Source organism: Phyllobacterium endophyticum, from assembly GCF_003010935.1.
Classification (GTDB): Bacteria; Pseudomonadota; Alphaproteobacteria; order Rhizobiales; family Rhizobiaceae; genus Phyllobacterium; species Phyllobacterium endophyticum.
In genome coordinates, this window is sequence record NZ_PGGN01000003.1 from 435,564 (window position 1) to 456,184 (window position 20,621).

General features: G+C 59.0%; 21 protein-coding genes and 1 pseudogene. 16 read left to right on the forward strand and 6 right to left on the reverse strand.

Annotation, left to right across the window (positions count from 1 at the left end; all coding sequences use genetic code 11):
• Positions 1–40: 40 nt before the first annotated feature.
• The 7 genes and pseudogenes from CU100_RS16290 to CU100_RS27710 all read left to right on the forward strand — a co-directional run.
• Positions 41–1,099 carry a ligase-associated DNA damage response exonuclease gene (locus CU100_RS16290; RefSeq protein WP_407070335.1) on the forward strand — a complete coding sequence of 353 codons (1,059 nt, stop codon included), beginning with the start codon at positions 41–43 and terminating at the stop codon, positions 1,097–1,099.
• Positions 1,099–2,724, forward strand: coding sequence for a cisplatin damage response ATP-dependent DNA ligase (locus CU100_RS16295; protein ID WP_106717633.1), 1,626 nt, complete (start codon positions 1,099–1,101; stop codon positions 2,722–2,724). The genes CU100_RS16290 and CU100_RS16295 overlap by 1 nt, the downstream gene beginning before the upstream one ends.
• A 380-nt stretch (positions 2,725–3,104) precedes the next feature.
• Positions 3,105–4,703 carry a peptide ABC transporter substrate-binding protein gene (locus CU100_RS16300; RefSeq protein ID WP_106717634.1) on the forward strand — a complete coding sequence of 533 codons (1,599 nt, stop codon included), beginning with the start codon at positions 3,105–3,107 and terminating at the stop codon, positions 4,701–4,703.
• A 276-nt stretch (positions 4,704–4,979) separates the two neighbouring features.
• Positions 4,980–5,903: an oligopeptide ABC transporter permease OppB gene (gene oppB / locus CU100_RS16305; protein WP_106717635.1), complete on the forward strand. Its 924-nt coding sequence runs from the start codon at positions 4,980–4,982 to the stop codon at positions 5,901–5,903.
• The gene (locus tag CU100_RS16310) at positions 5,896–7,035 is read left to right on the forward strand and encodes an ABC transporter permease (protein WP_106717636.1); all 1,140 of its coding nucleotides are present in this window, start codon (positions 5,896–5,898) and stop codon (positions 7,033–7,035) included. Before oppB ends, CU100_RS16310 begins: the two co-directional genes overlap by 8 nt.
• Before the next feature lies 1 nt (position 7,036).
• Positions 7,037–8,638, forward strand: a complete 1,602-nt coding sequence (locus tag CU100_RS16315) for an ABC transporter ATP-binding protein (protein WP_106717637.1) — start codon at positions 7,037–7,039, stop codon at positions 8,636–8,638.
• Positions 8,639–8,772: 134 nt separating this feature from the next.
• A pseudogene (locus CU100_RS27710) lies at positions 8,773–8,904 on the forward strand (type II toxin-antitoxin system VapC family toxin); the annotation flags it as partial.
• A gap of 149 nt (positions 8,905–9,053) precedes the next feature.
• Here CU100_RS27710 and CU100_RS16325 read toward each other — a convergent pair.
• The 3 genes from CU100_RS16325 to CU100_RS16335 are packed head-to-tail and all read right to left on the reverse strand — an operon-like array spanning position 9,054 to position 11,656.
• Positions 9,054–9,986 carry a carbohydrate kinase family protein gene (locus CU100_RS16325; RefSeq protein ID WP_106717638.1) on the reverse strand — a complete coding sequence of 311 codons (933 nt, stop codon included), beginning with the start codon at positions 9,984–9,986 and terminating at the stop codon, positions 9,054–9,056.
• Positions 9,987–9,988: 2 nt separating this feature from the next.
• Positions 9,989–10,429 (reverse strand): RbsD/FucU family protein, encoded by a 441-nt coding sequence (locus tag CU100_RS16330; RefSeq protein WP_106717639.1) that lies wholly within the window; start codon positions 10,427–10,429, stop codon positions 9,989–9,991.
• On the reverse strand, positions 10,430–11,656 hold the full coding sequence (locus CU100_RS16335) for an ROK family transcriptional regulator (protein WP_407070336.1): 1,227 nt from the start codon (positions 11,654–11,656) through the stop codon (positions 10,430–10,432). It abuts the gene before it with no gap.
• 214 nt (positions 11,657–11,870) lie between these two features.
• On the opposite strand from CU100_RS16335, the gene CU100_RS16340 reads away from it, so the two are divergent.
• The 5 genes from CU100_RS16340 (at position 11,871) to CU100_RS16360 (ending at position 16,817) form a co-directional block, all read left to right on the forward strand.
• A complete protein-coding gene (locus CU100_RS16340; RefSeq protein ID WP_407070337.1) occupies positions 11,871–12,905 on the forward strand; it encodes a sugar ABC transporter substrate-binding protein in 1,035 nt (344 codons plus the stop codon).
• A 121-nt stretch (positions 12,906–13,026) separates the two neighbouring features.
• Positions 13,027–14,109: an ABC transporter permease gene (locus CU100_RS16345; protein WP_106717640.1), complete on the forward strand. Its 1,083-nt coding sequence runs from the start codon at positions 13,027–13,029 to the stop codon at positions 14,107–14,109.
• Positions 14,109–14,894, forward strand: coding sequence for an ATP-binding cassette domain-containing protein (locus CU100_RS16350; protein ID WP_183635520.1), 786 nt, complete (start codon positions 14,109–14,111; stop codon positions 14,892–14,894). Before CU100_RS16345 ends, CU100_RS16350 begins: the two co-directional genes overlap by 1 nt.
• Positions 14,895–15,120: 226 nt before the next feature.
• A complete protein-coding gene (locus CU100_RS16355; protein ID WP_106717641.1) occupies positions 15,121–15,810 on the forward strand; it encodes a D-lyxose/D-mannose family sugar isomerase in 690 nt (229 codons plus the stop codon).
• 380 nt (positions 15,811–16,190) lie between these two features.
• Positions 16,191–16,817 carry a nucleoside triphosphate hydrolase gene (locus CU100_RS16360; protein ID WP_106717642.1) on the forward strand — a complete coding sequence of 209 codons (627 nt, stop codon included), beginning with the start codon at positions 16,191–16,193 and terminating at the stop codon, positions 16,815–16,817.
• A 5-nt stretch (positions 16,818–16,822) separates the two neighbouring features.
• Here the strand turns inward: CU100_RS16360 and CU100_RS16365 are convergent, their stop codons facing one another.
• Together CU100_RS16365 and CU100_RS16370 are read right to left on the reverse strand one after the other, a co-directional pair.
• Positions 16,823–17,230, reverse strand: a complete 408-nt coding sequence (locus CU100_RS16365) for a type II toxin-antitoxin system VapC family toxin (protein ID WP_106717643.1) — start codon at positions 17,228–17,230, stop codon at positions 16,823–16,825.
• 3 nt (positions 17,231–17,233) lie between these two features.
• Positions 17,234–17,491: a type II toxin-antitoxin system Phd/YefM family antitoxin gene (locus CU100_RS16370; RefSeq protein ID WP_106717644.1), complete on the reverse strand. Its 258-nt coding sequence runs from the start codon at positions 17,489–17,491 to the stop codon at positions 17,234–17,236.
• 43 nt (positions 17,492–17,534) lie between these two features.
• On the opposite strand from CU100_RS16370, the gene CU100_RS27715 reads away from it, so the two are divergent.
• Positions 17,535–17,678 (forward strand): hypothetical protein, encoded by a 144-nt coding sequence (locus tag CU100_RS27715; RefSeq protein ID WP_170113893.1) that lies wholly within the window; start codon positions 17,535–17,537, stop codon positions 17,676–17,678.
• A gap of 310 nt (positions 17,679–17,988) precedes the next feature.
• Here the strand turns inward: CU100_RS27715 and CU100_RS26615 are convergent, their stop codons facing one another.
• Positions 17,989–18,204, reverse strand: a complete 216-nt coding sequence (locus CU100_RS26615; RefSeq protein ID WP_146141859.1) for a hypothetical protein — start codon at positions 18,202–18,204, stop codon at positions 17,989–17,991.
• A 90-nt stretch (positions 18,205–18,294) separates the two neighbouring features.
• Here CU100_RS26615 and CU100_RS16385 point away from each other — a divergent pair, with 90 nt between their 5' ends.
• From CU100_RS16385 to CU100_RS16395, 3 genes are read left to right on the forward strand one after another with little or no spacing between them, the layout of a single operon-like run.
• Entirely contained in the window at positions 18,295–19,062 is a 768-nt protein-coding gene (locus CU100_RS16385) for an SDR family NAD(P)-dependent oxidoreductase (RefSeq protein WP_106717647.1), read from the forward strand.
• Positions 19,059–19,976, forward strand: coding sequence for a 2-dehydro-3-deoxygalactonokinase (locus CU100_RS16390; RefSeq protein ID WP_106717648.1), 918 nt, complete (start codon positions 19,059–19,061; stop codon positions 19,974–19,976). The genes CU100_RS16385 and CU100_RS16390 overlap by 4 nt, the downstream gene beginning before the upstream one ends.
• A 4-nt stretch (positions 19,977–19,980) precedes the next feature.
• Complete coding sequence (locus tag CU100_RS16395) at positions 19,981–20,619, forward strand: 2-dehydro-3-deoxy-6-phosphogalactonate aldolase (protein WP_106717649.1); 639 nt, start codon at positions 19,981–19,983, stop codon at positions 20,617–20,619.
• Positions 20,620–20,621: the final 2 nt, after the last annotated feature.

Genomic DNA, 20,621 nt, shown 5'->3' on the forward strand with positions numbered 1-20,621 from the left:
GATGCGCCAAGTTTCTTTTGTCAGGATTGCACGGAGCCAAATGCGGACTATCTTCGTTACTCCCGTTGAATCAGAGGTGCGCTTGTTGAAACGTCCCGAATCCCTGCTGTGCTCCACACCGGCCGGCCTCTATTCGCCCGCCGGTGATTTTTATATCGATCCGGTGCGCCCGGTCGAACGGGCATTGATCACACACGGCCACTCGGACCATGCGCGTTCCGGCCACGCCAAGGTCATGGCGACGCAGCAGACCCTCGACATCATGGGTCTGCGCTACGGCGCCAGTTTCGCCGGCGAGACACAGGCCGCCGAGCTCGGCAAGCCCATCGGCCTCAATGGCGTCAGCATCAGCTTTCATCCCGCAGGCCATGTGCTCGGGTCGGCGCAGATCGCTGTCGAGAAAGATGGCACGCGCATCGTCGCCTCGGGCGACTACAAGCGCCGCGCCGATCCGACCTGCCTCGGGTTCGAGCCGGTCGCCTGCGATGTCTTCATCACCGAAGCCACCTTCGCGCTGCCGGTCTTTCGCCACCCGGACAGCCGCGACGAGATCGCCAAGCTGCTGAAATCCGTCGAGCAGTTTCCGGAGCGTTCGCACCTCGTCGGCGCCTATGCGCTTGGCAAGGCGCAGCGGGTCATTCGCATGCTGCGCGATGCCGGATATGACCAGACGATCTACATCCATGGTGCTCTCGGCAAGCTTTGCGACTATTACGAGACGCAAGGCATCGCGCTCGGTCCGCTTGCGCCCGCTACGATAGAAAAGGGCAGCACGAGCGACTTCGCCGGCGCGATCGTCATCGGCCCTCCTTCTGCCTTCCTGGATCGCTGGGCCCGGCGCTTCCCCGATCCGGTCTCGTGCTTTGCCTCCGGCTGGATGCGCATTCGCCAGCGGGCGCGGCAAGGCGGCGTCGAGCTGCCGATCATCCTTTCCGATCATTGCGACTGGGATGAGCTGACAGGCACGATCACCGAGCTCGGCCCGCAACAGGTCTGGGTCACGCATGGCCGTGAAGAGGCACTGGTCCGCTGGTGCGATCTCAACGGCTTCGCAGCGCGTCCATTGCATCTCGTCGGCTATGAAGATGAGGGGGACTGATGGAAGAATTCGCTCAACTCCTCGATCGGCTGGTCCTCACTCCCGCCCGGAACGGCAAGCTGACACTGCTCGTCGACTATTTCCGCGATACGCCGGATCCGGATCGCGGCCTTGCTCTTGCCGCCATCACCGGCGATCTCGACATCGCCAATGTCAAGCCTGCCATGATCCGCGCCCTCATAGCAGAGCGCATGGACGAGCAGCTTTTCGCCTATTCCTATGATTACGTCGGCGATCTTGCCGAAACCATCTCGCTTGTATGGTCCAGCGATGAGCCGGTGCGCGCCAATGCGGTGCCAACGCTTGGCGATATCGTCACCTCCCTCGAGCACGCTTCGCGCAGCGACGCCCTGCGGCTCGTGGAAAAATGGCTGGACCAACTCGATGCATCCGCACGCTATGCCCTGCTCAAGCTCGTTACCGGCGGCATGCGCATCGGTGTTTCGGCCCGCCTCGCCAAACAGGCGCTGGCCCAGTTCGGCGATGTCGACGTCACCGAGATCGAAGAGCTCTGGCATGGTCTGAAGCCGCCCTACCAACCCTTGTTCGCCTGGCTGGAAAAAACGGCGGAGAAGCCGGAAAGCCTTGGCTTGGCGCCATTTCGCCCGGTGATGCTGTCCACACCCCTTGAAGCGCCCGATTATTCCCGCATCGATGCGCAGGCCTACGCTGCAGAATGGAAATGGGACGGCATCCGCGTACAGCTGACGGCCGAAGGCGGACGTCGGCGCATCTATTCGCGCACTGGCGATGATATCTCCCATGCATTCCCCGACATTGCCGACTTCATGCGTTTCGAAGGCACGCTCGACGGCGAGTTGCTGGTTGGGCGAAGCACGCAGGCGGGTATCGAAATCGGCGTTTTCGGCGATTTGCAACAGCGGCTCAACCGCAAGACCGTCTCGGCCAGACAGCTGGAAAGCTACCCGGCCTTTGTCCGGCTCTACGATCTGCTTTTCGACGGCGGGGAGGATATTCGCGCATTGCCGTTTATAGAGCGCCGCAACCGCCTCGAAAGCTTCGTCAAACACCTGGAGCCGACGCGGTTCGACCTTTCACCTCTGGTTGCATTCGAACGCTTCGAAGATCTCGTTGAACTGCGCAAGAACCCGCCGCATCCGATCATCGAAGGGCTGATGCTGAAGCAACGCTCCTCCGCCTATGTGCCGGGGCGGCCAAAGGGGCCGTGGTTCAAGTGGAAGCGCGATCCGTTCATAATCGATGCTGTCCTCGTCTACGCCCAGCGTGGTCACGGCAAGCGCTCCAGTTATTATTCGGATTATACGTTCGCCGTGTGGACGGGGCCGGAAACGGAGCCCCAGCTGGTTCCGGTCGGAAAGGCCTATTTCGGTTTCACCGACGAAGAGTTGAAACAGCTCGACGCCTTCGTGCGCAACAACACGACCGAGCGTTTTGGTCCTGTACGTTCCGTGCGCGCCGAGCCGGAGCACGGGCTCGTGCTCGAAGTCGCCTTCGAAGGGCTCAATCGCTCCAAGCGGCACAAGTCCGGTGTCGCGATGCGGTTTCCCCGCATTTCCCGCTTGCGCTGGGACAAGCCACCTATCGAAGCCGACCGGCTGGAGACACTCGAGGCGCTGTTGCGTGATTCAGAAACGGCGCAATAGAGGCCCGTCACCGGCAGTTTGTTATTGAACGCATGTCATTTCTACATCAGTTCCGCGTTGATCAATCCGGACCTTCGTCTAATCCTTCGTGCATTGGCAGCGTTCTCGGGGCTACTTCGCAAGCAACACACCACATTGTCACCGCGTTTTCCACATGTTCGAAGACTACGGATCATTGCAGCTGCAAATGGCGCGTTTGTTGCCCCAAAACGCCGTAAAAAGCCAATAGGGTCCACATGGTGCAACATTTGATTGACGTTCCCGTAACCCCCCTCCGAAGAAAATATTACGACGAAAGCATTAGAGCCTGCTTGCGTTCGGTCATTTTTTGGCCTTTGTTCATGCCTTCGCAATTCTCTTAGAGGGGAAGGAACAGAAAAATGACCCTTATGAAACTCAATCTCCGCGCAGCGTTGCTGCTCGGCTCGCTGATGCTGGGCGCCAGCCCGGCACTCGCCGAAATGGTGCTGCATCGTGGTAACAGCGGAGAACCCCAAACCCTCGACCAGTCGCAGACGTCGATCGATATCGAAGCGTTCGTGTTGAAGGACCTGTACGAGGGTCTGACCGTTTACGACGCCAATGGCAAGATCGTTCCTGGTGCCGCGGAGAGCTGGAAGGTCTCCGATGATGGCCTGGTCTATACGTTCAAGATTCGCGACAGTGCCAAATGGTCGGACGGCTCGCCGGTCGTCGCCGAGGATTTCATTTTCTCGATGCGCCGCGAAGAAGATCCGAAGACCGCTGCCGGTTACGCCAATATTCTTTATCCGATCAAGAATGCCGAGGCCATCAACAAGGGCACATTGCCGGTCGATCAGCTCGGCATGAAAGCCATTGACGACAAGACGCTGGAAATCACGCTCGAGCACCCGACGCCTTTCTTCATCGAACTCCTGTCGCATCAGTCTGCCTTGCCCATCAACAAGGCAAGCTTCGAAAAGAACGGCGCTGATTTCGTCAAGCCGGGCAAGCTGGTTGGCAATGGCGCATTCAAGCTCGTGGAGCACGTCCCGAATGATCACCTGACCGTGGTCAAGAACGAGCACTATTGGGATGCGGCCAATGTAAAGCTCGACAAGGTCATCTTCTATCCGCTTGAGGATCAGGCCGCCGCCGTGCGCCGTTATGAAGCCGGCGAGCTCGATCTTGTCTATAATTTCGCCTCGGACCAGATGGAGCGCCTGCGCGCGGCAAACGCCAAGCAGGTTCATGTGACACCCGCATTCGCAACCTATTATTATCCCTTCGACACGCGCACCGAGCCATTCAACGATGTGCGCGTACGCCGCGCGCTTTCGATGTCGGTCGATCGCGACTTCCTGGCCAAGGAAATTTTCAACGGCTCCAAGCTGCCGGTCTATTCCCTGGTTCCTCCGGGGCTCCAGAACTACGGTGAACCGTCCAAGGCCGATTTTGCCGACATGTCCCAGCTTGACCGCGAAGACAAGGCCATCGAGCTGATGAAGGAAGCAGGCTACGGCGAGGGCGGCAAGCCGCTGAATATCGAGATTCGATACAATACCAACCCGAACCACCAGAAGGCAGCGACCGCCGTTGCCGATATGTGGAAGAAGACCTTCGGCGCAAACGTCACGCTGATGAACCTCGATATCAGCGCTCACTACGCGTATCTGCAGGAGGGCGGCAAGTTCAACGTCGCGCGCGCCGGCTGGACCGCCGACTATGCCGATGCGGAAAACTTCCTCAACCTCAATGTCAGCACCAACAAGACCTTCAACTACGGTCACTATGAAAACCCGGAATTCGATGCGCTGATGAAGAAGTCCTACCAGGAGCGGGATCCGGCCGCCCGTTCCAAGATTTTGCATGAAGCGGAAGCTTTGATCATGCGCGACCAGCCGATTGCTCCGCTGGTCAACGACGCCAATTTCTGGCTGGTGGCCGACAAGGTCAAGGGCTGGGGCGACAACGGAAATAACGAACATCTGAGCAAGTATCTGAGCATCGAAGAATAGCTGTCGGTTCCGGATCGTGCGGACGCAGCCGCCTTCTGTGCCTTCCCCTGCGGGGGAAGGACGGACCTTGCGTCCGGGGAGGGTTTCGGCTGGTCATGGAATGCCATACCAGGGCGGGAAAACGCTTGCGCCGGCCTGGTATAAGCTCATCATGACCCGGAGCGACGTTTGGAAGTCGCTGCGGCGGGCAACATGTCAGAAGACCGCTGCGGCACAATTTCTGATCGGGCAGCCCGTACCTGAGACTGCGTCACCCAAGTAGAAGAGACTGTCTCAATGCTCAATTTTGTTCTCCGCCGACTGGCGAGCGCGGTGCCGACATTGTTTATCGTCGTCACCATTTCCTTCTTCCTTATGCGCTTTGCGCCCGGAGGACCGTTCAATCTGGAACGACCCCTGCCGCCGGCGACCATGGAAAATCTGATGCGGGCCTACCATCTCGATCAGCCTCTGTGGAACCAGTATCTGCAATATCTGAAGAATGCCGTGACCGGCGATTTTGGTCCGAGTTATATCTACAAGGACAATACGATCGCCGAGTTGATCGGCAAGGGCCTGCCCTATTCGGTCGAACTGGGTACTTACGCGCTGCTTTTTGCGCTGATCGGCGGGGTGCTCATCGGCACGCTTGCAGCGCTGCGGCAGAACAGCTTCCTCGACTTTCTCGTCATGTCCGTTGCAACGACAGGCGTCACGGTGCCAAATTTTGTCGTCGGACCCATACTCACCCTGATTTTCGGCCTGATGCTCTCATGGGTTCCGACAGGCAGCTGGGGAGATGGATCGTTCAGGTACCTCATTCTTCCGGTAATCACCCTCGGACTGCCGCAACTGGCGGTATTTGCCCGTCTGACGCGCGGCTCGATGATAGAAGGCCTGCACACCGACCATATCAGGACGGCGCGTGCTTACGGGCTGCCACCGCGGGTGGTGGTCGTCACCCACGCCATGCGCGGCGCACTTCTTCCGGTCGTATCCTATCTCGCCCCTTGTGCTGCCGCACTTCTCACTGGCTCCGCCGTCGTCGAATCCATTTTTACAATCCCGGGTGTAGGACGCTATTTCGTGCTCGGCGCGATCAATCGCGACTACACGCTTGTCATGGGGACAGTCGTTCTCGTGGCTATATTCGTCATTGTTTTCAATCTTGTGGTCGACATCCTCTACGGCCTTCTTGATCCGAGGGTTCGTCATGACTGACCTGACCGGCATTCCCACAACGATAATCCCGCCGGAAGAATCTCAGGGTCGCAGCCTGTTCCAGCTCGCACTCCTGCGTTTCCGCCGCAACCGCGCTGCCATGAGCGGCTGTGTCATGCTGCTCCTCATCACGTTCTTCTCGTTCTTCGGCCCCTATTTCATAAGCCACACCTATGATCAGGTCTTTCCCTCCTACGTGAATGCCGCGCCGAGCCTCGAGCCCCTGCCAAGGGCCGATACGCTCGACGGCGTCGTCAAGAGCATTGCGGATCGCGCCCGGGTCGAGCTCCGGGATTTTGCCGTCGATGGCAATAGTTTCACCGCGACCATCCATTCCGACCAGCCGATCGATCCGCGCTCCACGCGTTACTTCGACCGGGCCAACGAATTCGACAATACAAAGATCGCAGCCACCGAGGAAGACGGCCGCACACTGAAGCTGACCGGCGAAGTTCATCGCGAATACTTTCTCTTCGGTACCGACCAGAACGGGCGCGACCTCATGGCACGCATCATGCTGGGCGGCCAGATATCGCTCGCGGTCGGCTTTCTCGCCAGCCTTGTTTCGCTTGCAATCGGCGTGTCCTATGGCGCCATTTCCGGCTACATCGGCGGACGCGTCGACAATGTCATGATGCGTCTTGTCGAGATCATCTATGCACTGCCTTTCGTGTTTCTCGTTGTTGTGCTCGTCGTGTTCTTCGGCCGCAGCTTCATCCTGATCTTTCTCGTCATTGGCGCGGTGGAGTGGCTGGACATGGCCCGTATCGTGCGCGGACAGACACTGGCCTTGAAGCGGCGCGAATTCATCGGCGCCGCTCAGGCGCTGGGACTTACCGACTGGCAGATCATTCGCAGGCATATCATCCCGAACACTATCGGCCCTGTCGTGGTTTTCGTCACTGTCGTCGTCCCCAAGGTCATATTGCTTGAGAGCTTCCTGTCGTTCCTCGGGCTTGGCGTGCAGGAGCCGCTGACCAGCTGGGGTGCCCTGATTGCGGCCGGTGCGGAAAAGATGCAATCGTCGCCCTGGTACCTGATCTTCCCCGCTATTTTCTTCGTCGTCACTCTTTTTTCGCTGAATTTCATCGGCGACGGGCTGCGTGACGCTCTCGACCCGAAGGACCGCTGAAATGGACATGCAAGCCACTGTATTGTCGGTGCGCGATCTCAGGGTCGACTTCACCACGCCGGATGGCGACGTGAAGGCCGTCAAGGGTATCGACCTCGATGTGAAGCCGGGCGAAACGCTGGCCGTTGTCGGTGAATCCGGCTCGGGCAAGAGCCAGACGATGATGGGCATCATGGGCCTCCTCGCCAACAACGGGCGGGTCACGGGTTCGGCGAAATATCGCGGCAAGGAGCTTATCGGTTTGCCGGTCAAGGGCCTCAACGAAGTGCGGGGGGCGAAGATCACGATGATCTTCCAGGAGCCCATGACCTCGCTCGATCCGCTCTACACGATCGGGCGGCAGATTGCCGAACCCATCGTGCATCACAGGGGCGTCAGCTTCAAACAGGCAAGGGTGCGTGTGCTCGAACTCCTGAAGCTTGTCGGCATTCCGGAGCCCGAACGCCGCATCGATTCCTATCCGCACGAGATGTCGGGTGGTCAGCGGCAACGCGTCATGATCGCCATGGCGCTTGCCAACGAGCCGGACCTGCTCATCGCCGATGAGCCGACAACGGCCCTCGACGTCACGATCCAGGCGCAGATCCTTGACCTTCTGCGCGATCTGCAGAAGCGCTTCGGTATGGCGATCGTCCTCATCACGCACGATCTTGGCATCGTCAGGCATTTTGCCGATCGCGTCGTCGTCATGCGTCGCGGCGAAGCGGTCGAGCGCGGCAGCATCGAGGAAATCTTCGAGCATCCGAAAGAGGACTATACCAGGATGCTGCTGGCTGCCGAACCGAGCGGCAGCAAGGCGCCGCCGCCTGACGATGCGCCCATAATCCTGGAAGGCCGCAATGTGGCCGTGGATTTCGCCATCGGAGGCGGGTTTTTCACCAAGGCAAACAAGCTCTTCCGGGCGGTCGATGGTGTCACGGTCCGGCTGAAGCGCGGCCAGACGATCGGTATTGTCGGCGAATCCGGCTCCGGGAAATCGACGCTCGGACGAGCGCTCCTGCGGCTGTTGCCAAGCAGCGGTCACTACCATTTCGGCGACAGGAACATCTCGGATTTCGACCGCTCGGCAATGCGACCGCTGCGCAAGGAATTGCAGCTTGTGTTCCAGGACCCGTACGGCTCGCTGTCGCCACGCCAGACCGTCGGCGAAATCATCACCGAAGGCCTGCTCATCCACGAGCCGCAATTGTCACGGACGGAACGTGACAGGCGCGCCATCGCCGCCTTGAAGGAAGTCGGGCTCGATCCAGCCGCACGCAACCGCTATCCGCATGAGTTCTCCGGCGGCCAGCGTCAGCGTATCGCTATCGCCCGCGCCATGATCCTGAAGCCGAAAGTGGTCATTCTCGACGAGCCGACATCGGCACTCGACCGTTCCGTGCAAGGTCAGGTCATCGAGCTCCTGCTCGACCTGCAGGAGAAGCACGGCCTCTCTTATATCTTCATCAGCCACGATCTCGCGGTCATCAAGGCCATGTCTGACTACGTGATCGTCATGAAGAACGGCAAGATCGTCGAGGAAGGCGAGACGCAGGACATTTTCGAGACGCCCCATCACACCTACACGAAGACGCTGATGGCCGCGGCATTCGATCTGGAATGATGGACCCCCTCGTCCGAAAGCGGGTATGCCAATTGATGAGGCACAGGAAATGATCGAGGATTTTATGGCTGCCACTCAGGCGCAAATCATCGACATCACCGATCGGTAGAAATGTTGTCTAGGCGTTCAACACCTTCGGTCGCCGGCGGCACAAGGCCGCTCTCAATATGGGCGATTGCTTTGCCTATGCCTGCGCCAAGGCGCATGGCCTGTCGCTATTGTGCAAAGGCAGTGATTTTCCCTTGACCGATATCGAAATAGCCTGAGTTCAAGGCTGCGTTGAAATTCGCGATCACGATGAGGCGAAAACGCTGTTTTTCGAGAACGGGAGCGGAGCTTACTTCAGGTGCTGAGAACTGGAAACCCAGGAAATATGCCGTGTGCAGACCATCACGGCATGTATACCAACGCACCCCTAGAGTTCGTTGCGCCATGGCGGGTTGGCGCCGGCGCGTGAGACAGTCACCGCCGCTGCCTTGACACCCAAGGTCAGCGCGTCGCGGATTCGCGCTTCGGTCAGCGTCGTCAGCGCTGATTTGACCAGAACGCCGGCCTCCTGCAGCGAGGCGAGGACCCCCGCCGTGAATGTATCGCCAGCTCCGACCGTATCGACCACCGATACGCGCTGCGCCGGGACATGAACGGTATGATCGCCGGTATATCCCGTTACGCCATCGGCACCGTGGGTGACGAGAATGAGTTTGGGACCCTGCTGTCCCGCCGGTACGATCCAGCGCCGGGCGATCTCGTCCATCGTGCCGCTTTCGCCGAACCAGCGCATGTCCTCATCGGAAATCTTGACGATATCGGTCATGGCTATCATGCGCCGCATGCGTGCAAGGTGCTTCTCCCTGTCGGGAATGAAGCCGGGTCGGATATTCGGGTCGAGAATGATCACGCGCTTTTCGTGTTCGCGCGCCATCAGAGTCTCATAGGTCGAGCCGCATGGTTCCGGGATCAGGCTGATCGCGCCGAACTGCACCGCGGTCACATTGTCATCGAGCGCCGGCAGGTGTTCGATGGCGAGAGAACGCCCGGCGCTGTTCTCGTCATAGAACATGTAGCTCGCCTGACCATCGGTCAGCCGCACGAAAGCCAGCGTCGTCGGCAGCGGCGAAATATGCGCGTACCTTGTGCCGACATGATTGGCGGCGAGACTGTCAAGCAGCATCTGTCCGAAGAAATCCGCCGATATGCCGGAGAAGAACTCCGTTGGCACGCCGAACCGCCCCAGCGCGATTGCGGTGTTGAAGACGGCGCCGCCGACATAGGGTGCAAAGGCCGGTTCGCCTGCATCGCTCGTCCGCTGCAGCATGTCGATCAAGGCTTCACCGCAACATAAAATCATCTCTAGATCTCTTTTCCCGGGTAGATGACACCCTTGCGGATGATGATATTGGCATAAAGACGCGGCTCGCCAGTCGCGACAATCGCGTGGGCGTTTTTCACACGCGCATAGAATGGTTCGCCGCCGAGCGCAACCAGCGAACGACCCGGCGCGCGCCGGGTGCATACCATTTCCATCTCCTCGTGGACTTGATCCGCCAGCGGTGCGTTTCCCTTCACCGAAGCGCGAAAAAGCGCTTGCGGCACGAAGTCGTCCACCGGCAGCACCTGCAATATGGCGTCGAGCAAGGGGATCAGTGGCAGGCCATCGGCGCGGATCAGCAGCCGTGCATGCGTGAGCGCTGGATAATTGCCATCGACAAGCGCGATCTCGTCGCCGTGCCCCATGGCGCGCAATGTCGCCAGAAGCTCAGGGCCGAGCATGGGCGGAATACCGATCAACAATTAATTGCCCTTCCTGAAAAGCTTCTGTCCCAGCAGATACCGGTCCGACAACGGCAGACTGGCCGCACCGAGCGCTCGTGCATGAATGCCAACGGTGCCTTCGAAGATCGCCGGCAGTTGAATGCCTTCCAGGTCGAACGTCTCCACATGTCTGCGTACCGCTTCGACAATTCGCGCCCGGACATTTTCCGGTATCCAGCCGTCGATTATGGCGGCCTCGAAATCCACCACCGATGAGGCCGCGATCACCGCCTGCGCGATCGCCCGGCCGGCACGATCGATCCAGGCGTCCAGTTCGGCGCCCATCTCGCCCCAGTCCTCCGGTGAAGCCCAGAGCGGCGAGGGTTCCCGGCCGAGCGCAGTAACGTCCCGTTCAAGCGCGGTTATGGATGCGACATCGATCAGCTGCAGCGCTTCTCCATCAGGACCAGGCACCGGCATCGACCCGAGAGCGCCGGCATTGCCGCTACGTCCCGCATAAAGGCTGCCGTTGATCACGATACCGCCGCCGATAAAGGAACCTATGTAGAAATATACGAAGTCGTTGACATCCTTGGTTTGCCCGAAGACGAGTTCGGCCCCGCAGGCAGCGGTCATGTCGTTCTGCAGATAGACGGGATAGGAACAAATTGCCGCGATCCTTGCTCTTATATCGCAGCTTCGCCATTCGTCCATGATCTCCTGCGGCGCGCCGACGGTGTCGGCCCATTTCCACAATTCGAAAGGGGCGGCAATGCCAATCCCGGCAATTCTCTCCTGGTGCTTCGGGGTGAGCGCCTGCGTCATCTCGCTCACGCCCGTTGCCGCGAAGGCGAAGATCGGCTCCGGCGCCGGGTAATCATAGGGCATGTGGCGCATGGAACGGATGCGACCGAGAAAATCGATGAGCACGAGATCGGCGCTGCGGCGGCCTATCTTGAGCCCGAAGAAGAATGCACCTTCCGGATTGAGCGACATCGGGACCAGCGGCTGGCCGATGCGCCCGCGCAGCGGTTCCTCGCGCGACAGGAGCTCATCCGCCTCAAGCATGCGCATGATGATCGAACTTGTCTGCGCGGAGAGGCCGGTCATCCGGGCGATAGCGGTCTTGGCAAGGCTGCCATGCTGACGCAGCAGCGAAAGCACCACGCGCTCGTTATGATCGCGCATGCCACTTTGATTGGTACCGTGATGAAGCGACGGCCTGGTTCCTCCCGTGCCGCTGCGCTCCGTTACTCGACTGTTCAAGGACAGGGTCCCTCCCATCAACAGACGGACAATGGCGACAATCAGGAATTCTGTCAATGATAAATCAGAGTGATTTATTAATGTTGACACGTCGCAATGAGTAGTATTTGCTAAGGTCATAGCACCTGGCGGGAGGACTGTCCGGGGTGTTTACGAGGAACAGGGCGCGACCGATGTCGGCCCGTCGCAAGCGCGATTTTTGGGAGGAACTGACATGCGTAGAAGCATCTATCTGAGATCCACAATCTTCAGTGCGGCCGTTGTCGCCATCGGCGCGTTGGCCGTTCCGGCACAAGCAGCCGGGGTCGGCGCTTGCCTCATCACCAAGACCGACACCAACCCGTTTTTCGTCAAGATGAAGGAGGGCGCGCTTGCCAAGGCAAAGGAACTCGGCGTTGAGCTGAAGACCTATGCGGGCAAGATCGACGGCGACAGCGAAAGCCAGGTTGCCGCTATCGAAACCTGCATCGCCGATGGCGCCAAGGGTATACTCATTACCGCATCCGACACCGCGGGCATCGTCTCCTCGGTCAAGCAGGCACGCGATGCCGGCCTCCTCGTTATCGCCCTCGACACCCCGCTGGATCCGGCTGACGCTGCCGACGCCACTTTCGCGACGGACAACCTCCTGGCCGGCGAGTTGATCGGCAAATGGGCTGCCGGCACGCTGGGCGACAAGGCCAAGGACGCCAAGATAGCTTTCCTCGATCTCACACCCTCGCAGCCGACCGTCGACGTCCTGCGCGACCAGGGTTTCATGAAGGGCTTCGGCATCGACGTTGTCGACATCAACAAGATCGGCGACGAGAAAGACCCGCGCATCGTCGGTCATGACGTGACCAACGGCAATGAAGAAGGCGGCCGCAAGGCGATGGAAAGCCTTCTGCAGAAAGACCCGGACATCAACGTCGTTCACACGATCAACGAGCCTGCCGCTGCCGGTGCCTATGAAGCGCTGAAGGCGTTCGGCAAGGAAAAAGACGTCCTCATCGTTTCCGTTGATGGCGGCTGCCCAGGCGTCAAGAACGTCGAGGCCGGCGTGATCGGCGCGACATCGCAGCAGTACCCGTTGCTTATGGCATCGCTAGGCATTGAGGCCATCAAGAAGTTCGCCGACAGCGGCGAAAAGCCGAAGCCGACAGAGGGCAAGTCGTTCTTCGATACGGGCGTGTCTCTCGTCACTGACAAGCCGGTCAAGGGCCTGGAATCCATCGACGTCAAGACCGGCATGAGCAAATGCTGGGGCTGATACGGTCGCTGGCTATTGCATAAATCCATTTAGCATCGGGGAAGGATAGTTGCTATTCTTCCCCCCTCATTTGCCCAATTGTCGATAACCAAGTTTTTTCACGTTTGCGGGAGAGAGAACGATGACAGAAACCAAGCAAGCTTCGGTTCCAAAACAGGAATTCGAGAACGTTCTGGTCAACAGCGCGACAGCTGTTGCCAGTTTCGACAGCCATGAGAAAAGCCTTCTCGAAAGGATCCGGCATTTCCTTCATTCGAGCCCGGCTTCTGTTCCGCTTATCGTTCTGGTGCTGTCGCTGGTGATCTTCGCGGTCATTGTCGGCTCGCGCTTTTTCACCCCGTTTGCGCTGTCGCTCATCCTGCAGCAGGTGGCGATCGTCGGCATTGTCGGCGCTGCGCAAACACTGGTCGTGCTGACAGCCGGCATCGACCTTTCGGTCGGCGCCATCATGGTGCTGACGTCGGTCGTCATGGGCCAGTTCACCTTCCGCTATGGCATGCCGGTCGAGTTGGCCATCGCGTGCGGGGTCGCGCTTGGCGCGCTGTGCGGTTTCATCAACGGCGTCCTCATCGCATATCTCAAGTTGCCACCCTTCATCGTCACGCTCGGTACCTGGCAGATCTATCTTGCTACGACCTATATCTATTCCGCGAACGAGACGATCCGTGCCCAGGATATCGAGGCGAACGCCAAGCTCCTGCAGTTCTTTGGCGAGAAGGTGCCCATAGGCGGCGCCACCTTCACCTATGGCGTCTTCATCATGATCCTGCTGATCGCCATACTCTGGTATGTGCTCAACCACACCGCCTGGGGCCGTCATGTCTATGCCATCGGCGATGATCCGGAGGCGGCAAAGCTCTCCGGTGTCAGTACCAAGCGCGTGCTCATTGCGGTCTACGTGCTTGCCGGCCTCATTTGTGCGCTGGCCGGCTGGGTTTCGATCGGGCGCAATGGCTCGGTCTCCCCGCAGATCGGTCAGTTCGCCAATATCGAATCGATCACCGCTGTCGTGATTGGCGGCATGTCGCTCTTCGGCGGACGCGGCTCCATCATGGGCATGCTCTTCGGCGCATTGATCGTCGGTGTCTTCTCATTTGGCATGCGCATGTACGGTACCGACGTGCAATGGACGTATCTCATCATCGGTGTGTTGATCATCCTCGCCGTCGCTATCGACCAGTGGATCAGAAAGGTAGCAGGCTGATGTCAAGAGAACCCATCCTTACCGCACCCATCTTGACTGCACGGGGACTGGTCAAGCGCTACGGCCGCGTTACAGCACTCGATCACGCGGATTTCGACCTTTACCCAGGCGAAGTGCTGGCGGTGATCGGCGATAACGGCGCCGGCAAATCATCGCTCATCAAAGCTATTTCCGGTGCAGTACGTCCGGATGAGGGCGAAATGACGCTGGAAGGCAAGACGATCAATTTCCGCTCGCCCATGGAAGCACGCGATGCCGGGATCGAAACCGTCTACCAGAATCTCGCGCTTTCACCGGCGTTGTCGATTGCCGACAACATGTTTCTCGGCCGCGAAATCCGCAAGCCGGGCGTCATGGGCAGCTGGTTCAGGATGCTCGACCGCAAGGCGATGGAAAAGAAGGCGCGTGACAAGCTGACCGAACTCGGCTTGATGACCATCCAGAACATCTCCCAGTCGGTGGAAACGCTTTCGGGCGGACAGCGTCAGGGCGTGGCGGTTGCACGTGCGGCCGCCTTCGGTTCCAAGGTCGTCATCATGGACGAGCCGACCGCAGCGCTCGGCGTCAAGGAATCGCGACGCGTCCTCGAACTCATCCAGGACGTGAAAAAACGCGGATTGCCGATTGTGCTGATCTCTCACAACATGCCACACGTTTTCGAGGTCGCGGACCGGATCCATATCCATCGTCTTGGAAAGCGTCTTACTGTGATCGATCCGAAGGAATATACGATGTCGGATGCCGTCGCCTTCATGACGGGTGCCAAGGTGCCGCCTGTTAATTGAGCGCCGGATTATCTCCCCCCTTTGTGGGGGAGAAAGCGATTCAGCATCTTAGCCTTGCTAAGTGCAAGAAATCGCAAGAGAGGGGATTTTCTTTACTGAGCTACCCCTCAATTGGCTTTTCCAAGGATCTAGCCAAGAGGCTAAATCCAGGAAAATCCTTTCTCTCCTCAAGGGGAGAGATATCGGCCACCTGCTTGTATGGGAATTAAAGGAAATCGTTTAAGAAATGAAGCGTTCTGAAGTCAATGAGATCATCCGCGAAAGCGACAAGTTCATCCGTTCGTTCGGCTATGTCATGCCGCCCTTCGCCTATTGGTCGCCGGAAGAATTGAAGACCCGTACCGCCACGGATTCAAAAGCCATCCTTCAGGCTCGCCTCGGCTGGGATATCACCGATTACGGCCAGGGCAAGTTCGATGAGCTTGGCCTCTTCCTCTTCACCACGCGCAACGGCAATCAGGAAGATCTGAAAAAGGGCGGCGGCATGCTCTATGCCGAGAAGATCATGATCTCGCGCGAGAAGCAGCTCTCGCCGATGCATCGCCATATCGTCAAGGCGGAAGATATCATCAACCGGGGCGGCGGCACGCTGGTGCTTGAACTCTTCAACTCCAATCCCGACGGCAGCGTTGACGAGACGACCGATGTCGAAGTCGCCACCGACGGGCGTATTGTCCGTCAGAAAGCCGGCGGTCTCTTGAAGCTTCAGCCCGGTGAAAGCGTCACGCTTCTGCCTGGCAACTGGCATGCGTTCTGGGGCGAGGGCGGCGACGTGCTGATCGGCGAGGTCTCCACCGTCAATGACGATCTCACCGACAATATCTTCCGCGAGCCCATCGGCCGTTTCTCCTCGATCGACGAGGACGAGGCACCGCTGCATCTGCTCGTCTCCGATTATGATAAATGGCTGGGGTGAGCGACCGGGCGGGTTAAGGTGGGAGAGTTCCGTCCCACCTTAACCATTTGCTGTGCGTGGTTCGACAAGCTCACCATGAGGGAGGTGGGGTGATTGCAGGGAGCCAGGAATTGCAGCGTTGATGCCTGTCGCGACGCCTCCGGTTATCATGCAATCCACTCATCTCCTCAGGGTGAGCTCGTCGAACCACGCACAGCAGCAATGCGACAGGATATAGGCTCGTCGCCGACGTTGCAGTTCTTGACACCCTGCCATCAACCCACTTCCCTCATGGTGAGCTTGTCCAACCACGAACCACCCTTAGGCAATCTTGTCGTCCAGCTAGAGGGGAGATACAACCACCTCCTCCATGCTGTAATATCCCCAATGAGCACACAACCATGCTGACCACCCTTGAAGATCTGGTTCCAGAGATACTGGCCCGCGCAGCCGAGACCTCCCGGTTGATCGTGGCGATTGCCGGTCCTCCCGGATCCGGCAAATCCACCGTATCCGCCTCGCTCTGCGCTGCCATCAACCTGCAAGAACCGGATGCAGCGGTTGTCGTGCCGATGGATGGCTTTCATCTCGACAATGCCATTCTCGACGCGATGGACCTGCGCAAGCGCAAAGGCTCACCGGCGACTTTCGACGTTGCCGGTTTCGAGGTGCTGTTGCGGCGGCTGCGCGAGACACGCGAGGATGTCGTCATTCCGCTGTTCGAGCGCAAGCTCGATCTGGCAAGGGCGGGGGCCGGCATCGTCAAGGCGGATCAGCGCATCCTTCTCGTCGAGGGCAACTACCTGTTGCTCGACCAGTCGCCATGGGACCGCCTTGCGCCCTATTTCGATTTGACACTGTTTCTGGATGTCGACCGGCTGGAGCTGGAAAACCGACTGGTGCAGCGCTGGCTCGCCCACGGCCACAATGTCGGCTCGGCGCAGAAGCGAGCCTGGTCCAATGATATCCCGAATGCCGAACTGGTGCTGGAAAAATCAAGGCCCGCCGATTACGTAGTGCGGAATTAGAATTTTCAGGAAGCTTCGAACGGATTGAGGACCGGAACATTGAACCTTTCAAAATCCGCGACATTACGTGTAGCAACCGTAAGGCGGTGCAAGGCGGCTGTGGCCGCAATCATCGCGTCTTCATAGACCGTATCCGACTGGCGATGCATGAACTTCGCCCACTGACGGAACGCAGCGGTATCCATGGGCAGGATATTCCAGACAGTGGAGATCTGGTCTGCCCACGCCTCTATTTCCGTAGCTTTCACAAGGTCCTGCTCACGCGTCAGCTCTATACCGGCCTGAATTTCGCCGAGGGTGACGGCAGATACGAAAAGCTCGGCGTCCGGGACGGCTTCGATCCATGCGAGCACGGCACCATGCGGTCTGATCCGCCGCAGTTCCGAAACGATATTGGTATCGAGAAGAAACATGTTTTATTCCAAGCTGGCAGCCATGCGCCGCCGCCCGCCCGCGCGTGGCGGGATCAAACTGTCGGTTCGCCCTTCTGGCGACAGGAGCAATTCCTTCAGGGAAGGGCGCGCGCGCATGCTTAATTGCCGCCATTGCCCGATAGGAACGAGAACCGCCGTTTCTGCGCCACGTTTGGTGACGATCTGCGGCCCTTCCGCCACGCAAGTTTCAAGCAATTCGCTGAAATGCGCTTTCGCATCCTGTACAGGCCAGGTTTTCATGACGCCTCCAAAACCAGTCAGATAACTAGTCAGATAACTAGTCATACATCGTTTTTGTCGCTGGCGCAACCATCTCTATGGCAACAGCGGCATCAATCTCATCAATGGTGGCCTCGATAATGACTATATCGAAGGCAAGGGCGGAGCCGATCAGCTCAGTGGCGGCGATGGTAATTCGAAACGCTGATTCACATTTGGAAAATATTAGTGGGGGAGGGAGTCCCACCCCGCCCCTTAGGCGCAACGCAGGCAATGCCCATCCGTGTTCCTCCGGCACGGGCATTGCAGCTATTCCGCGTTCCAGTCGCTCAGCCCATTGCCGACATCCGCGTTGCTGTTATCTCGGCCCGGCCCCTTAAGATGGATCAGTAGGCCATTGCCGTCTAATGAAGTTTGAGCCGGCAAGTACCAACCGGGAATCGGGAGAACCCGCCGGTACTGCGCTTCGTCCCCCTTCCGATCACAAGTTTTCGGCTTGGCTCGACATGGTGCATTTATCAGGGAGTTCCGGTTCGGAACCATTGCTCAAAAATCGGTTGGCTGGTTTTTTCCGGATCGGAACCGGTTTTGGTGCGGCTAGAAGCGGAATTGGAGCGCGTTGGGAACGAGCTTGAAGGCTTGCCGCAGCAAAAAAGTGGGATTGGATTCAAAACGCCCGGAATTGGCACGAAAATTTCCACTTGGGCGGGAATTTTGCGTGCATCAGGTAGCATTCCCGTCTCTTGACTTTCACCCTCGCAAGATGACAATCCTGCTCGGCCGAATTTCGCCGCGCCAGTCGATCATTTCAACGAGTTCCTGCCATGATGCCCTCCGCCATTTTTCCCGATCTGAAAGATCGCTCCGTTCTGATAACCGGGGGCGGCTCCGGGATCGGCGCGGCGCTCACCGAAGGCTTCATCGCCCAGGGTTCACGCGTCGCCTTCATCGATATTGCCGATGAGGTCTCGCAGACTCTCGTGGAAACGCTCGGTACGCGCTATGGAAACCGGCCGCATTATCTCAAGGCCGATCTGTCCGATGTCGAAGCCCTGCGCAATGCGATTGCGCAAGCCATTGATTTCAATGGGCCGATCACCGTTCTTGTCAACAATGCGGCCTGGGATGACCGGCATGACATCGATGATGTGACGGTCGAATATTGGGACAGGAACCAGTCGATCAACCTGCGTCCGCAGTTCTTCGCGGCCCAGGCCGTCGTGCCCGGCATGCGCCAGTCGGGCGGCGGTTCGATCATCAATTTCACCTCGACCTCCTTCATGATCAACCAGGGAAACATGCCGTCCTATACGGCGGCGAAAGCCGGAATCATCGGTCTTACCAAGGGTTTAGCCGGACGGCTCGGACCTGAAAGGATCCGCGTCAATGCCATCGCGCCAGGTTGGGTGATGACCGAACGCCAGCGTACGCATTGGGTGACGGAAGACGGGCTTCGCGCTCACCTCGGCAAACAGGTCTTGCGTGAGGAACTCATGCCCGGCGACATGGTTGGACCCTGTCTGTTTCTCGCCTCCGACGCCTCGCGCATGCTCAGCGCCCAGACGCTGATCGTCGATGGCGGCTACCTGTGAGCGACATTGCCCACTACGCGCTAAGTGATTGGGGAACCAGCCGTTTTCGCCTTTGGCTGGTCGACGCTGCCGGCAACGTCATCGCGGAAAAACGCTCCGACGACGGCCTCGATGCGTCGAGAAACCGCGGCTTTGCCGATACGCTGGAAGGCCATCTGTCGGCGCTCGGCGCGCCTGCCGATCTGCCGGTCATCGTCTGTGGCATGGCCGGCTCGCGCCAGGGCTGGGTCGAGGCGCGCTACGTGCCCGTTCCGGCCGATCTGAGGGCGATCCTCTCAGGCGCGGCCAGGATCGAAAACATCGCGCGTGATGTGCGCATCATTCCGGGGCTGTCGCAATCGGGACATTCTCCAAACGTGATGCGCGGGGAGGAAACGCAGCTGCTCGGCGCGATCCTCGCTCGCAATTTATCCAATAGAATCATCGCGATGCCGGGGACGCACTCCAAATGGGTCAGCTTGCAGGAGGGGAGGGCGACGGGCTTTTCGACCTACCTGACCGGCGAACTCTATGCGCTTCTCTCGTCGCAATCTATCTTGCGCCATTCCATCGGTGACGCCGCAAGTTCCGCTTCACCCGATCACCCGCAATTTGCCGCTTCGATCGAGCTCATGTTGTCGGGCGAGCGTATGCTGGGCGAGCTCTTCGGCATTCGCGCCGCGATGCTGCTCGACGATTTGTCGCCGGAGGGCGCCGCATCGCGTTTGTCCGGCCTGCTGATCGGCGCGGAAATCGCAGGCGCCAAGGCAAAATCTTCAGACGGGATAACGCTTGTCGCATCCGGTGCGATGGCAGCGCTTTACGGTGCGGCCCTTCGTATCGCCCATCTGGATTTTGACCTCGTTGATGCCGACGAGGCCGTTCGCAAGGGACTTTTCGTAGCCGCATCAAGCATTTGGCCATCCAAGGGGTAAACACATGTCTCGAATTTCCGCTCCATGGCCGAAGCTGAAGCGCGACCTCATCGCCATATTGCGCGGTGTCGGGCCGGACGAGGTATTGGCCATCGGCGAGGAACTGGTGGCGGCGGGCATCGAGGTAATCGAAGTCCCGCTGAACTCCCCTGACCCGTTCCATTCCATTGAAACTCTTGCGAAAAATCTGCCTTCTCACGTGTTGGTCGGCGCCGGTACAGTGCTCGACCCCGCCGACGTTGAGAGGCTCGCCGCCGCCGGCGGGCGGCTGATGATCAGCCCGAATGTGGATGCATCGGTCCTCGCTGCCGCGGCATCAGCGGGAATGGTTACGATGCCCGGCGTCTTCACGCCGACTGAAGCCCTTGCCGCGTTGAAAGCCGGCGCCTCGGGCCTCAAGTTTTTTCCGGCCAGCGTGCTTGGTCCTGATGGCATCAAGGCGATCAGTGCCATTCTGCCGAAGGGCACAATCATTGGCGCCGTTGGCGGCGTGGACGAAACCACGTTCGCGGACTACAAGGCAGTCGGCATTCGTACATTCGGGCTCGGCTCCAGCCTGTATAAGGTCGGCGCCCCGTCTGATTTTGTCCGCGACCGTGCAAAAGCGACGGTCAGAGCCTACGACAATATTTTTTCCAAGTGAGC